We start from the raw sequence: 13,272 nt of genomic DNA on the forward strand, positions 1-13,272 counted from the left end.
GGACGAAGTGGCGCCGGGCCGGGCCCCACGGGGCGTACCGGACCGGCCGGGGCGTCCGCGCGGCGCGCTCGCCACCCCCGGCGGACAGCGCTCCGCGGAGGCGCCAGAATGGACGCCATGTCCCGACGCCGCTCCACACCCCGCGCCGCCGCCCCCGCACCCCGGCTGCTGCCGTCCTCGCCCTGCCCGTGCGGCCTGCCCGCCGCCTACGGCGACTGCTGCGGCCGCTACCACCGGGGCCAGGCCGCCGCACCGACCGCCGAGGCCCTGATGCGCTCGCGCTACAGCGCGTTCGTCGCCCACGACGAGGCCTACCTGCTGCGCAGCTGGCACCCCGACACCCGGCCCGACTCGGTCGACCTCGACCCGGCCCTGCGCTGGACCGGACTGGAGGTGCTCTCCACCACCGAGGGCGGCGCGTTCCACGCCGAGGGCACGGTCGCCTTCCGCGCGCACTACACCGAGGGACGGGAGGAGGGCGTACTCACCGAGCACAGCCGCTTCGTCCGGCACGAGGGCGCCTGGGTCTACGTCGACGCGCTCTCCTTCGGCTGACGCCGGGCGGCCCGCGCCGGACGGGACGCGGGCCGCGGGGTCCGCGGACTCCTACAGGTAGTCGTCGAGCCGCGCGAAGGTGAAGCCCTGCGCGCCGACCTCGTTCACCACCTTGCGGAGCAGGTCGGTCATGGTGCCGTTCCACAGGGAGGTGCCGCGGAAGTGGGTGAGGATGATGTCCCCCGGGTGCAGCCGCTGGTCGTCGTAGCGGTACTCCATCCGGTCGGGGAAGGCCTCCTCGTTCCAGAGCGGCACCGCCTCGATGCCGCAGGAGGCGGCGGCCCGCAGGGTGTCGTCGGTGTACTCGCCGTACGGGGGCCGGAACAGCCTCGGCCGGACGCCGATCTGCCGCTCCAGCTGGTCCTGCTGCCGGCAGATCTCGTCGCGCTGCTGCTCGTAGCCGAGCAGCCTCATGTCGCGGTGGTTGATGGTGTGGTTGTTCACCATGTCGCCCTGGGCGGCGAGCCGGCGGAAGTAGCCGTAGTCCTCGCGGGCCAGGTAGTCGGCCACGAACGCGCTGAACGGGACGCCCAGCTCGGCGGCCATCCGGGAGAACTCCGGGTCCTTCTCCGCCCCGTCGTCGACGGTCAGGAAGACGATCTTCTCGTCGGTGGGGACCCGGTACACCACCGGGGGCCGCCCGGGCGCGAGCTTCACGCCCTGCGCCGGTTTCAGCTCCGGCCGGACCACCGGCCGCTGCGGCGCCTGCGCGGGCAGCCGCTCCAGCCCCCACCGGCGCGCCGTCGCCAGCCCGGCCCGGACGGCCGCCTGCTGACGGGCCACCGCCTCGCTGCTGCTCTCTTCCTCGGCCCGGGCCAGCCCCGGCAGGGTCAGCGGCACGGCCGGCGGCCTGGGCGCGCCGTGGTCGGCCGCCTGCCCGGCACCCGCCCCGGCCTCCGTCGCCGCCCCGGCCGGGGTGGCACCGGCACCGGCCGTCGCGGACGGGCCTCCCGGACCGACGGGTCCGGCGCATCCGGCCACCGCGGACAGGCAGATCGCCGCGACCACGGCGGCCCCGACGCTACGGGCCGTGCGGCCCGGCTGCAGACTCCCCCTCAAACCCCCATAAATACGATTAGCTGATGGTCTGTCCATGGAGCAGTGCTCCCCCGACACACCTGCCGTCCAATCCCCTCATCACCCGCCCGGCGCAACCGGCCCTCGACCGGGGCCGGTCGCGGCTCCCGCGCCGCGCGGGGCGGCCGGGCCGAATATCCGTTCGCCATGGGCCGGGGCGACCGTCGACAATGCGCACATGACGATCAGCACGCCGCACACCACCAAGGGTCTCTGGACCGTCTCCCGGGCCGACGTCGGCTCCCCCGAGGCGGCGGCGCTGCTGCGCGAGTACTACATCGACGTCGCCAACCGGTACTACCGCCTCCACCTCGGCCGCGAGGGCACCCCGGAGGAGATCGAGACCGGACTGGCCGACTCCCCCAGCGACGACCTCGCCGGGCCCACCGGCGTCTTCCTGCTCGGCCGTTACGACGGCGAGCCGCAGTCCTGCGCCGGCCTGCGCGTCCTGGACGACCGCTCCGTCGAGCTCACCCGGGTCTTCGTCCGGCACGCGGTGCGCGGCACCGGCGGCGGCGCGCGGCTGCTCGCGGCCGTCGACGAGGCCGCCCGCGAGCTCGGCGCCGAGCGGATCGTGCTCGACACCCGGCTCGACCTGGTCGAGGCCCGTGCCCTCTACACCCGGCACGGCTACCGCGAGATACCGGCCTACAGCAGCAGCCCGTACGCCCAGATCTGGTACGGCAGGGACCTCACCGCCCCGGCGGCCTGAGCCCTGCGTCGGGCCGGGCCTCCGCTCCCGCCGGGCGACCTGCCCGACACCTTCCGGACTCGTTCGCCCCGGCACGCGTGTCCGAGGATCTCCCACGAACGATCCCCTGGCAGGTTCCTGCCCGGCGGCACGACGGTGGTCACGTGCGGACCGAAGACTGGCATGACTGTTGTCCACACACGAGGGATGTCTCATGCAGATCAACTTCCGCTCCCTGCCCAGGGCCGCCGCCCTGACGGCGGCCGCCGCGGCGGCAGCGCTCACCCTGAGCGCGGCGCCCGCGCAGGCCGCCACCACCGCCGGCACGCTGCAGCCGGTCAAGTGCAGCTCGGTCCAGCAGGAGGTGCGGTTCGTCGAACTCACCATCTGGACCTGGTGCTACAACGGCACCGGTGAGATCGACGTCAGCGACGTCCACGCGGTGGACCTGTTCTCCCCGGGAAGCCACTCGGGCTGGGTGTCCTACCAGGACGCCGACGGCGCCGTGCAGAAGTACGTGTTCACCAAGGGGGGCGACTACCGGATGCTCCCCAGCCGCCACGTCCTCCGTCTCCACATCGACTCCTGACGGCCTGACGGTGGGGGACCGGCCCCGCGGTTCCCCACCGTGACGGAGGTCACCGCGGTCCGCCCCGGGAGTCTGCGCTACACGCGGCCGGCGGCCTCGGCGGCGAGGGCGGCCCGGAGCTCGGCGGCGTCGGGCGGGTTGGCGCCGGGGCGGGAGACGGTGACGGCCGCGGCGGTGACGGCCCGGGCGAGCGCCTGCTCCAGACCCGCGCCGGCCCACCGGGCGCCGAGCAGGGCGGCCATGAAGGAGTCGCCGGCACCCACCGTGTCCGCGACCGCGACCGCTCGCGCCGGCATCTCGGCCCGGCGGCCGTCCGCCGTGACGGCGAAGGCGCCCGCCGCCCCGCGGGTCACCGCCACCGTGGCCGGCCCGAGGCCCAGCCAGTGCCGGGCGACGTCCTCGGCGTCCTGCCCGGGGTAGAGCCAGGCGAGGTCCTCGTCGCTGGCCTTGACCAGACCGCTGAGCGCCACGCAGCGCTCCACCCGCCGGACGGCCGCCCCGTGGTCGCCCATCAGCGCGGGCCGCACATTGGGGTCGTAGCTGACCCCGGCCCGGCCGCGCAGGCGCTCGACCAGGGCCAGCACCGCCGAGGCGCCCGGCTCGGTGACCGCGGCGATCGAGCCGAGGTGCAGATGGCCGGGCGCACCGGGGAGTGCGAGATCCGGGCGGTCGGGCAGGCTCCAGCCGATGTCGAAGACGTACTGCGCGTGCCCCTGCGCGTCGAGCCGGACCACGGCGGAGGGCGTCCGGCCGCCCTCGGCGGGCTCGGCGAGCACGGTGACGCCGGCCGACTCCAGATGCGCCCTGATCAGCCGCCCGTTGGCGTCGGCGCCGAGCTGGGTGAGCAGCACGGCCGGCAGGCCGAGCCGGGCCAGCCCGTAGGCGACGTTGGCGGGGCTGCCCCCGGGGTGGACGCGGTCGGCGGCGCCGTCGGTGCGGACGACGTCGGCGACGCACTCGCCGACCACCAGGAAGTACGGGGCCACCGGGAGGTGCGGGGCGGTGCCGGTCACGTCTGCTGCTCCTGCCGTCCGGGCGGCCGGCGCGGGCCGTGCGCCGGGTGCTTCGGCGGACCAGCCTACGGGGGCGGCGCGGCGGCGGAGACCGGCCCTGCCCGGAGTCCGGGACCGGGCAGGGCGCGGGCAGAAAGGACGGCCGCCGGACCTGGCCAGGTTCTCCGACGGCCGTGGCCCCGTCCGTCAGGGGGCGGAGCACTTCGAACGTTATGACAGTCCGCAGCCGGTCGGCCACCACAGTCGGCCGTCCGGGGGATGCCCGCGTGTCGCGCGGGGCGGGCCGCACTGTCGGCGCGGTCCGCTACGATCCGTGCTCGAATGGTCGCGGAGCGGCGTCGGGTCGCGGGCGGCCCGACGCTGTGCCCGACGTCCGAAAGCGGTGATCACCCTGTTCAGGCTCCGTTCCAGCCGCCCCGTCGCCCTCGCGCTCGCCGCGGTGCTTCTCGGCACCACCATGCTGCCGGACGCGGCCGCCGCCGAGAACGGGGCGCCCGTGGGCGTCGGCGATCCGGTCTTCCCCTCGCTCGGCACCACGGGGTACGACGCGCTCGCCTACGACCTCGCCTTCCGCTACCGGCCCGCGACGCACACGGTGGACGCCACCGCCGTGCTGACCGCCCGTGCGCTGACCGCCCTGCCGAGCCTGGAGCTGGACGCACTGGGGCTGGACGTGCACACCGTCCGGGTCGACGGGCGGGCGGCCGGGTTCCGCACCCACGACGAGAAGCTGACGGTCGTCCCGGACCAGCCCGTGCGGCGCGGCGCCGTCCTGCAGGTGACGGTCGAGTACACCGTCGACCCGCGGGCGCACCTCCCGCACACCGGCTGGGTGCCGACGGCGGACGGCTTCGCGGTGGCCGGCCAGCCCGACGGCGCACACACCGTCTTCCCCTGCAACGACCACCCGAGCGACAAGGCCCGCCTCACCGTCGCCGTCACCGCCCCGGACGGCCTGCTGGGCGTCGCGACCGGCCACCTCTCGGCCACCGGGCACGACGACGGCACCGCGAGCGGAGGAGCCGCGGGCGGGAGCGTCGGCGGCACCGGCGACGGCAGCGGCGCGGCGGGCGACGACGGGCCGACGACCACCCGGTGGTACGTCTCGCGCGAGCCGGTGGCCACCGAGGTGGTGCAGGTCTCGGTCGGCACCTACACGGTGCGCGAGCGCACCGGCCCGGGCGGGTTGCCGCTGCGGGACGTCGTCCCGACGGCGCGCGCCGCCGACCTGGAGCCCGCCCTCGCCCTGACCCCGGCGCAACTGGAGTGGGCCCAGCAGCGCCTGGGGCCCTTCCCGTTCGAGACCTACGGGCTGCTGCCGGCCGACACCGACGACCCGGCCGCCTTCGACTTCACCGGGCTGGAGACGCAGACGCTGACGCTCTACAAGCCGAACTTCCTGCGCCAGGCCGAACGCCAGATCGGCTCGCACATGATGCACGAGCTGGTGCACTCGTGGTTCGGCAACAGCGTCTCGCCGCGCAGCTGGGCCGATCTCTGGCTGAACGAGGGCCACGCCGACTTCTACGGCCTGATGTACCGCTACGAGCGCGGCTGGGCCGACTCCGCCGGCTTCACCACGCTCGCCGACCGGATGCGCGACGTCTACGCCGCGGGCGACCAGTGGCGGCACGACTCCGGCCCGGTCGCCGCACCGACCGCCGCCACCCTCTTCGACAGCCAGCGGTACACCGGCGGCGCCCTGGTGCTGTTCGCGCTGCGCGAGCGGGTCGGGGCGGACGCCTTCGACCGGATCGAGCGGACCTTCCTGCAGCGGTACCGGGGCGGCTCGGCGACGACCGCGGACTACATCCGGACCGCGGCGGAGGTCTCCGGCGGGGACGTCACCGCCTTCCTCACCGACTGGCTGCACGGGGAGCGCACCCCGCCGATGCCCGGCCACCCGGACTGGACGGTGGCCCCGGTCGACCCGACGGCACGGCGCTCGGCCCCCGCCCCGCGCGGCACCGGGACGCTGTAGGAGGCCCGCAGCGCCGCACCGGCCTTCGGCCCCCGACTGCCCGACGCCGTACTCCCGGGCGCCGGGCCGGTGCGCCCGGGCGCCCGCCGCGCGCCCCTGGACGGTGCGGACCGGCGGACGCATCGTGGTGCCACGGCCCGCCCGCCGCCCGGCCTGGTCCCGGCCGGCTCGCGGGCCGTCCAGCGTTCCCGGCCCTGTCCGCCCCCTCCCCCGGGGCCCGCTGCCCGGCCCGGCCCCGGCCCGGCCGCCGCGGACGCCACCGGGCCCCCGCCGAATCCGTTCCGGAAAACCCCCGCCGCCGCGCAACCCGAACGGGCTCCCACCGCGTTGAGCTGCTGTGGGACCAACACCGACGACGCACACGACACCGACGACCCGGCCGGCCGGGCCGGAACGGACCACCGGAACGACTGGAGCAGCATGGCGGGGACGGGACGATGAGGGAAGCGAACACGGACTTCGAGGAGTTCGTCGCCGCCCGCAGCCCGCGCCTGCTGCGCATGGCCTGGCTGCTGACCGGAGACGCGCACCTGGCCGAGGACCTGCTGCAGACGGCGTTGGCCAAGGTCTGGCCGAAGTGGGACAAGATCGCCATCGACCGGCCGGAGGCGTACGTCCGGCGGGTGCTGGTGAACTCGCACGTGTCCTGGTGGCGCCGCCGCTGGCACGGGGAGCTGCCGCACGGCGAGCTGCCGGAGCCGGCGACGCAGGCGGACCCCTTCGAGGACGTGGTGGTCGGACAGGTGCTGGCCGCCGCCGTCCGGGCGCTGCCGCCCCGTCAGCGGGCCGTGGTGGTGCTGCGCTTCTTCGAGGACCTCAGCGTGGAGGAGACGGCCGAGGCGCTCGGCTGCTCCACGGGCACGGTCAAGAGCAACACGCACCGTGCATTGAACGCGCTGCGCGGCAAGCTGCCGGTCCGGGAGCTGCTGCTGGACGGGGGACGCCGTGACGCGGCGTGACACCGGCTGGGGCCGGACCGAGTGGGACGAGCGGAACAGGTGGGACGCGACGGACGGCGGCACGACCGATCCCGGTGACGAGCGCAGCGACGCCGAGGTGGAGAGCGAGCTGCGGGTACTGCTGCAGCGGGCCGCCCCGGACCTGCCCGCGCCCGCCGACCGGATGGAGCGGATCCGCGAGCGGGCCGCCCGGAGCCGGAGCCGGCGGCGAGCCGCCGCCCTGGCCGCAGGGCTGACCACGGGTCTGGTCGCCGCCGCCCTGGCCGCCGCACCCGCACTCGCGCCCGGCCAGTCGCAGATCGCCCTGCCTCCCTCGGCCCGCACACCGGCAGCCGTCGGCGTGCCCGGGACGGCCGGCGTGCCCGGCGCGGCCACCTCGGCCTCGCCCCACCCCACCCTGTCGCCGTCCCCCTCCCCGACCCCGGCCCCCGGCAGCAGCGCTGATCCGGACGAGGGCGCGGGCAGGACCGGCGCGGGCCCGGGCGGCACGGAGCCGTCCTTCGGGACGAGCGGGAGCTTCTTCCCCGAGCGGGCGATCCGCTTCCCCGAGCTCAACAATGCAGCCATCAGCCTGCCACCCGGCTGGGCCAGCCTGTACCGGCCGTCCGTCAAGCCGCTCAGCGGCGTCGGGTACGTAGCTGATCAGCCGCTGGAGCCCGGCGTGTACTGCGCCGGCCAGGGGGAGAGCTGTGCGCCGCTCGCCGCCCTGACCGACGGTGGCAGCCTGGTCACCATCACCCTGGTCACCGATTGGGCGGAGGCGGAGAAGGTGGTCCGTACCGCCCTGCCGCCGATCGACACCCAGCTGGACAAGACCTGTGCCGTGCGCGGTGGCACCCGTGAGCTGGTGGGTCACCGGACCATCGAGGTGGACGACGCCGTCACGGTGATCCGGCTGTCGGCCTGTCTGAACCAGCCGTCGGCGAAGGCGTTGCAGGTGATCGCGGACATGCTCGACTCGGTGCAGATCGGCGGCGACGCCATCGACGTGGCCCGCACCGCGGCCGGCTGAGCCGGCCCGGCCCGGGCCTGCCCTCCGGGGCAGGCCCGGGCCGGGCGGCGGTCAGCGCAGACGCGGGCGGCCCGGGCTCCCGCCCTCCTCTCCGTCGGGGCCCCGACGGGGGCCGTCGGGCCAGCGGTTCTCGACCGCGCGGCGAGCGGCCGTCGCGACCCCGGCCAGAGCGTCCTCGAAGGCGCTCAGCGAACCCAGGACGGGCAGGCGGTTCGCCCGGGGCCGCCCGGCCGGCAGGAAGCCGCCGGCCGCCAGCGCCGACCGGCTGAGCTCGGCCAGCTCCGCCCCGGCGGCCGTGTCGCCCGGATCGTCCGGGCTGCCCGGCTCCAGCACGGCCACCACCTTGTGGTTCCGCCGGTCGAGCCGGCGCAGCAGCGCGATCCGCTCGGCGTCCAGCAGGGCCCAGCGGTCGAGCAGCAGCACCGCGAGGGAGGTGGGTGACTCCTCCCCCAGCAGCTGCTCGCCCTCGGAGACGAGGTCGTGCACGGTGGGTTCGAAGCCCATCCCGCGGAGCAGACCCGCCGTGTGCTCGGCCAGCGAACGGCCGAGGGTGCTCCCGTACGGGTTCCAGTCGGTGCGCTGCGGCCCGTAGGCGGTGGGGCTCGGGCCGGCCGGCAGCTCGTCGCGGCGGCAGGAGAGGACGAGGACGCGCAGCTCGCGCACGCTCCGGCGGACCGGCTCGAAGGCGCTGGGCTGGGCGTTGAGGTCCAGCGTGCGCCCGACGGGGACGACCGTCTCCTCGGCCACCTCGACGATCCGCCGGGCCAGCCGGTGGACCGCCAGCTCGTACGCCGAGCGGTAGTAGCTCAGCTTCATCAGCGCGAACAGGCCCTCGCTCACGTAGGCCGGACCGAAGCCAGCGTGGTCGAACTGCAGTTCGCCGGCCACCTCGGGCAGTCGGTAGCGGTTCATGGGCGCCCAGAGCACCGGCACGATCGCGCTGGTGCGCTCCGACTCGCGGTCGACCGCGTAGACCTGGCGCCGGGTGAACGTGTACCACTCCTGGCCGCACGGCACACTGTTGAAGTACCGCGGCGAGTAGAGCGGCACGAAGACGCGGCAGGTGGCCAGCTCCCGCGCGATCCGATCGGGCCAGAGCTCCCAGTGGTGCATGGACTCGTCCATGAACCCGACCGGAGCGCCGTCGGGCGCGTCGGTCAGTTGCAGCACCGCTTCGCAGAGGTCGCGGTACAGCTGCCGGACCCAGAGGTTGGGATCGCCGGCACCCCCCGCACCGGCCCTCGGGGTGTGCGCGTAGCTGAGGAAGAAGTAGGGCCGGGCCGCGAGCTCGACACCTTCGCCCGAGTCCACGAACTGTGCATACCGGTGCCGGTGGTAGGCGGCGGCCGCCGCGTCCAGTTCCTCGGCCCGGGCGTCCGCGCCGAGGCTGCGGGCCCCGCGGGCAAGCCGGTCCAGGTCGCCACGGTCCGCGTGTGCCAGCAGCGCGTCCCAGAACGCGTCCGGCGGCATCGAACCCGTTCGACCGTCGAGGTACCAGCTCTCCAGCAACGGGTGCAGGGTGTACGGCGCCCGGGGGGCAGCGGCACCCTCGAACCCGGAGCCGTCGTCCGCCCGGAACAGCCCGGCCCCACCGGCGCCCTCCGCCGTCGCATCGGCCATCGCCCGCTCGAACCAGGTGTCCGTCGCCGGCACGGTGCGCAGGTAGCCCGGCGCCGCCGCCCGCAGCAGGCTCGCCGGCAGGGACCGGTGATGGCCCAGGCGCAGCGCGTCGAGCGCCGCGTCGAGAACGGCCCGGACCTCCTCGGGCGCCCGGTCGAACCGGGCCCGCAGCCCGGGAGCGGCTGTCAGGGCCTGGACGACGTGCCCGTCCGCGACCACCTGGGCCGCCTCCGCAAGCCGGGGGTCGCGGCCGAGAAGGGCGTCGGCGGCCTGCTGCCGTGTGAAGTACCCGGGCACCTCCACCGTCCGGGCGTGCCTGAGCATTTCCCAGGCCGGGGAGCCGACGAGGCCTTGCGGGGTGCGCCGGTCCGTGCGGAGAGTGCCCAGCAGGAGAAGCGGGCCCCGTGACCGGGACCGGACCCAGGCGGACAGCTGGGCGACGAGGTCGACCTCCGGCCCCTGCGTGCTGTTCAGCACCCGCTCCGCATCGTCGAACCAGACCACCGTGCACCGGTCGGCCTCACCGGTGCGCAGGTCCCGCCCCAGCAGACTCTGGGCCCGCCACACCGTCCAGTCGCCGGGCAGGGCGCGGAGCGCCTCGAAGCACGCACGGGTGCGGCCGGAGGCCGGACCGCCGGTGAGTAGCAGAGCGGTCGACACGCCCTCGATGGCCCGACCGACCAGACGCCGGACCTCAGCATCCATCGGGCGGTCGAGGTAGGGGGTGAGGTACGGCAGGTCCGGCCGCTGCTCGGCGGGTTTGACGCCGAGGATTTCGGGCCGTTCGAGGGCCTCGGTGACGGTCATGGATTCCCACGGCTCTTCGGCCAGGACCGGCGTCCGTGCCGGAACGGCCGCCGATGACTCGGCGAAGGGCAGCGCGTCGGGCGCCAGCTCGCGGCTGTGCGTCTCCTCGGTCACCCGAACGGCCGGGAAGTCGGCGGCCGAGGCGCGGCGCGAGCGGAGGTAGGCGGCGACCTGGTGCCGGACGGTGCGGCGGATCCGGGCGACGGTGTCGCGGCGCTGGGCGCCGAGCAGGGCGTCGCGGACGCCGGGCAGGAAGTCGAACTCGACGCCGTCCGGGTCGGCGCCGGGCGGCGGCGCCTCCCAGGGGGCGAGCAGGCCGCCGAGCAGCACCTCGGCGAGGTGGCCGTGGTCGGCCTGCGGGAGCATCGCGCGGCGGACCAGCGTCATCACCGGCAGGACCAGCGGGACGGCGGAGAGGTGGCCGGCCAGCTCCTGCGCCAGCGGGGAGGCGCTGGCCCGGAATTGTTCCAGCGCCGGCTCGGCGGCGGTCGGCGGGCGGCCGCCCCCGTCGGCGACCGGTGGCCGGTCGGGCTCGTCGGCGGCCGGTGGCCGGTCGGCCCGGGCGGCGGACGCCGCTCCCGGCTCGCCGACCAGCAGGCAGCTCAGCCGGCTGCGCCGGCCGCCGCCGGAGACCAGCGCCGCGAGCGCGGCCAGTGAGGCCGGGCTCGGGTCGACCACCGGCACGGGCAGCGGGCGGTCGGGGGCGTCGGCGCGCAGCCTCCGGTGGGTGCGCCCGCGCGCTCGGGTGGCCGCTGCCTCCCAGCCGGTGTTCGGTGCGGCCGGGCCGGCGGCGCGCAGCCAGAGCGGCGTGGGGCGGACGGAGCCGCGCGACCAGAGGCGCTCGGGCAGCACGTTGAGGACGGCGACCGGCCCGTGCCGGCCCCAGCCGCGCAGCACCGCGTCCAGTGCCGGGCCGCCCCAGCCGCCGCCGACGGTGTCGGTGACGACCAGGATCAGACGGCGCCCGGCCGGGTCGGCGATCTCCTGCGGACGGCGCAGCGCTCCGCCGGGGCGGGCGGCCAGGCCGGGCCGGCCGCCGGCCTCGGTACCGCCGAGGTACCAGGTGCGGACGTCGCGGAAGACGCCGGTCTGGGCGATCACCCGGCGCAGCTCGGCGACGAGGTCGTGCCAGAGCGTCATCGAGCGGTGGGTGTCGATGACCAGGGCGAGGTCCAGCCAGCGGCCGGGGGTGGGGCGCATCACCGGCAGCAGCAGGCGCTGGTCGACGCCCGCGCTGACGGTGGCCTCCTCGTCTAGTTCGGGCTCGCCGTGGCTGTCGGCGAGGGTGCGACGGCCGAGCGGGCGCAGGGCGCGCATGACGGCGAGCGGGTCGGCGAGGGCGGCGGCGCGGGGGACGCGGACGAGGTCGCCCCGGCGGGCGGCGGGGGCGTTCTCGACGGGGCGGTCGGGCTCCGGGCCGGGGCCCGGTTCGGATTCGGTCTCGTCGGTCTCGCCCTCGGCTGCGGCTTCGGGCGTGCGGTCCGGTCCGGGGGGCGGGCCGGTGAGGTCGGCGGTGGCGTAGTGCTGCTCGAACGGCGGCTCATCCGGGGCGCACTCGTCCTCCGGACCGCCGTCCGGGCCGGGGCCGGGGCCGGCCTCGCCGGCGCTCCGGCCGGGGTCGGCGGGCACGGCCGGCCGGTCCCGGCCGCGGGCGGCGTCGTCGAGGCAGCCGGCCAGCCAGAGGATGTCCGCGAGCTCCTCGGGCCCGAGACCGGCCGCCGAGGCGGCGTCGGCCTCGGCGAGGGCGCGCAGCAGCCGGTCGGTCATGGCGAGGCCGGTCCGGTCAGCTTCTGCAGGACGGTCCGGAGGAAGGCGTCGCGCTCGCCGTCGTCCGACCAGGCTCCGCTGAGCCGGAGTTGGACGGCGTTGAGCAGCTGGTCGGTGGCGAGGTCGCCCTCGGTCCGCTGCTCCTCGAAGGCCCGGACGAGGTCCTGGACGAGGCTGCGGCGCCGGTCGTCGAGCTCGGCGGGCAGGTGGAGTCGCTGTCTGATGATCTGTTCGAGCCTGGCCGGGCCCGGCGGCCGGACGTGCAGCCGGATGCAGCGGCGCAGGAAGGGCGGCGGGAAGTCGCGCTCGTTGTTGCTGGTGAGGACGACGACCGGGAAGGCGCGGCACTGGACGCGACCGTGGTCGACGCCGACGGTGGCGGCCACCGGGCCCGCGGTCGCGGGTCCGGGTGGCACGGGGCCCGGATCGGGCGGCACCGGATCGTCGGTCGGCACCAGTGCGGGCGGAACCGGTGCGGGCGGAACCGGTGCGGGCGGGGTGTCGAGGGTGTCGTGGGTGCCGATCCGGACCCGGGGCTCCCGGGCGGCGATCCGGGCCAGCTCGGGGATCTCGAAGCCGCCGTCCTCGAAGACGGTGAGCAGGTCCCCGGGCAGGTCGATGTCGCTCTTGTCGATCTCGTCGATCAGCAGCACCCGGGGTCGTTCCTGCGGCAGCAGCGCGGTGCCGAGCGGGCCGAGCCGCAGGTAGGGTGCGATCGAGTGGTCCGGCTCCGCCGGGCGGGCCGCGGCCGGGCCGTCGGTGCCCCGGTCGCCGCTCAGCTGCTGGAGGTTGGCGTCGTGCAGCCGGCTGATCGCGTCGTAGCGGTAGAGGCCGTCGCGCAGGGTGCTGCGGCTGGTGATCGGCCAGTGCAGGACCGGGCCGAGACCGAGGTCGGTGGCGATGCTGTAGGCCAGGGTGGACTTGCCGACACCGGGTTTGCCGGTGACCAGCAGCGGCCGGCTGAGGTAGAGGGCCGTGTTGACGGCGTCGATCTCGGCCTCGTCGGGCACGTAGCCGGCCCCGCGCCGGGCGGTCCGCTCCCAGGCGTGCCCGGTGGCGCCGGGCGCCCGGTAGCGCGGGTCCGGGGTGCCGTCGAAGTCGCGCCAGGGCGGCTGCTTCCCATCCAGGCGGGAGAGCCGCTCCTCCGGGGTGCCGTCGCCCTGGTAGATCCACCAGTCCTTCATGTGCTGCTTCCTTCCCT

10 protein-coding genes are annotated in these 13,272 nt (G+C 76.0%); 6 read left to right on the forward strand and 4 right to left on the reverse strand.

The features are described 5' to 3' along the window. The first annotated feature begins 117 nt into the window (after nucleotides 1-117). Nucleotides 118-555 (forward strand): YchJ family metal-binding protein, encoded by a 438-nt coding sequence (locus RMN57_RS04380; RefSeq protein WP_313762030.1) that lies wholly within the window; start codon nucleotides 118-120, stop codon nucleotides 553-555. 51 nt (nucleotides 556-606) lie between these two features. Here the strand turns inward: RMN57_RS04380 and RMN57_RS04385 are convergent, their stop codons facing one another. Beyond that, on the reverse strand, nucleotides 607-1,563 hold the full coding sequence (locus RMN57_RS04385; protein ID WP_313762031.1) for a polysaccharide deacetylase family protein: 957 nt from the start codon (nucleotides 1,561-1,563) through the stop codon (nucleotides 607-609). 247 nt (nucleotides 1,564-1,810) lie between these two features. On the opposite strand from RMN57_RS04385, the gene RMN57_RS04390 reads away from it, so the two are divergent. Together RMN57_RS04390 and RMN57_RS04395 are read left to right on the forward strand one after the other, a co-directional pair. Beyond that, a complete protein-coding gene (locus RMN57_RS04390; RefSeq protein WP_313762032.1) occupies nucleotides 1,811-2,344 on the forward strand; it encodes a GNAT family N-acetyltransferase in 534 nt (177 codons plus the stop codon). A 193-nt stretch (nucleotides 2,345-2,537) separates the two neighbouring features. Next, nucleotides 2,538-2,912: a hypothetical protein gene (locus RMN57_RS04395; protein ID WP_313762033.1), complete on the forward strand. Its 375-nt coding sequence runs from the start codon at nucleotides 2,538-2,540 to the stop codon at nucleotides 2,910-2,912. Nucleotides 2,913-2,989: 77 nt separating this feature from the next. Here RMN57_RS04395 and RMN57_RS04400 read toward each other — a convergent pair whose 3' ends face one another. Continuing rightward, nucleotides 2,990-3,925, reverse strand: coding sequence for a carbohydrate kinase (locus RMN57_RS04400; RefSeq protein WP_313762034.1), 936 nt, complete (start codon nucleotides 3,923-3,925; stop codon nucleotides 2,990-2,992). Between the two features lie 457 nt (nucleotides 3,926-4,382). Here RMN57_RS04400 and RMN57_RS04405 point away from each other — a divergent pair, with 457 nt between their 5' ends. From RMN57_RS04405 to RMN57_RS04415, 3 genes are all read left to right on the forward strand, one after another. Continuing rightward, on the forward strand, nucleotides 4,383-5,906 hold the full coding sequence (locus tag RMN57_RS04405; RefSeq protein WP_380234257.1) for a M1 family metallopeptidase: 1,524 nt from the start codon (nucleotides 4,383-4,385) through the stop codon (nucleotides 5,904-5,906). A 437-nt stretch (nucleotides 5,907-6,343) separates the two neighbouring features. Further along, nucleotides 6,344-6,865, forward strand: coding sequence for a SigE family RNA polymerase sigma factor (locus RMN57_RS04410; protein WP_313762036.1), 522 nt, complete (start codon nucleotides 6,344-6,346; stop codon nucleotides 6,863-6,865). Beyond that, nucleotides 6,852-7,877 (forward strand): hypothetical protein, encoded by a 1,026-nt coding sequence (locus RMN57_RS04415; protein WP_313762037.1) that lies wholly within the window; start codon nucleotides 6,852-6,854, stop codon nucleotides 7,875-7,877. The genes RMN57_RS04410 and RMN57_RS04415 overlap by 14 nt, the downstream gene beginning before the upstream one ends. Before the next feature lie 51 nt (nucleotides 7,878-7,928). Here RMN57_RS04415 and RMN57_RS04420 read toward each other — a convergent pair whose 3' ends face one another. Both RMN57_RS04420 and RMN57_RS04425 read right to left on the reverse strand, forming a co-directional pair. Then, nucleotides 7,929-12,071: a TIR-like protein FxsC gene (locus RMN57_RS04420; protein WP_313762038.1), complete on the reverse strand. Its 4,143-nt coding sequence runs from the start codon at nucleotides 12,069-12,071 to the stop codon at nucleotides 7,929-7,931. Further along, nucleotides 12,068-13,255: a MoxR family ATPase gene (locus RMN57_RS04425; protein ID WP_313762039.1), complete on the reverse strand. Its 1,188-nt coding sequence runs from the start codon at nucleotides 13,253-13,255 to the stop codon at nucleotides 12,068-12,070. The genes RMN57_RS04420 and RMN57_RS04425 overlap by 4 nt, the downstream gene beginning before the upstream one ends. Nucleotides 13,256-13,272 lie beyond the last annotated feature (17 nt).

Source organism: Kitasatospora sp. CM 4170 (assembly GCF_032110285.1).
GTDB lineage: Bacteria > Actinomycetota > Actinomycetes > Streptomycetales > Streptomycetaceae > Kitasatospora > Kitasatospora aburaviensis.

Coding starts and splice junctions, on each gene's coding strand:
- RMN57_RS04380 (WP_313762030.1), top strand. CDS start 118: ATGTCCCGACGCCGCTCCACACCCCGCGCCGCCGCCCCCGCACCCCGG.
- RMN57_RS04390 (WP_313762032.1), top strand. CDS start 1,811: ATGACGATCAGCACGCCGCACACCACCAAGGGTCTCTGGACCGTCTCC.
- RMN57_RS04395 (WP_313762033.1), top strand. CDS start 2,538: ATGCAGATCAACTTCCGCTCCCTGCCCAGGGCCGCCGCCCTGACGGCG.
- RMN57_RS04405 (WP_380234257.1), top strand. CDS start 4,383: ATGCTGCCGGACGCGGCCGCCGCCGAGAACGGGGCGCCCGTGGGCGTC.
- RMN57_RS04410 (WP_313762036.1), top strand. CDS start 6,344: ATGAGGGAAGCGAACACGGACTTCGAGGAGTTCGTCGCCGCCCGCAGC.
- RMN57_RS04420 (WP_313762038.1), bottom strand. CDS start 12,071: ATGACCGACCGGCTGCTGCGCGCCCTCGCCGAGGCCGACGCCGCCTCG.
- RMN57_RS04425 (WP_313762039.1), bottom strand. CDS start 13,255: ATGAAGGACTGGTGGATCTACCAGGGCGACGGCACCCCGGAGGAGCGG.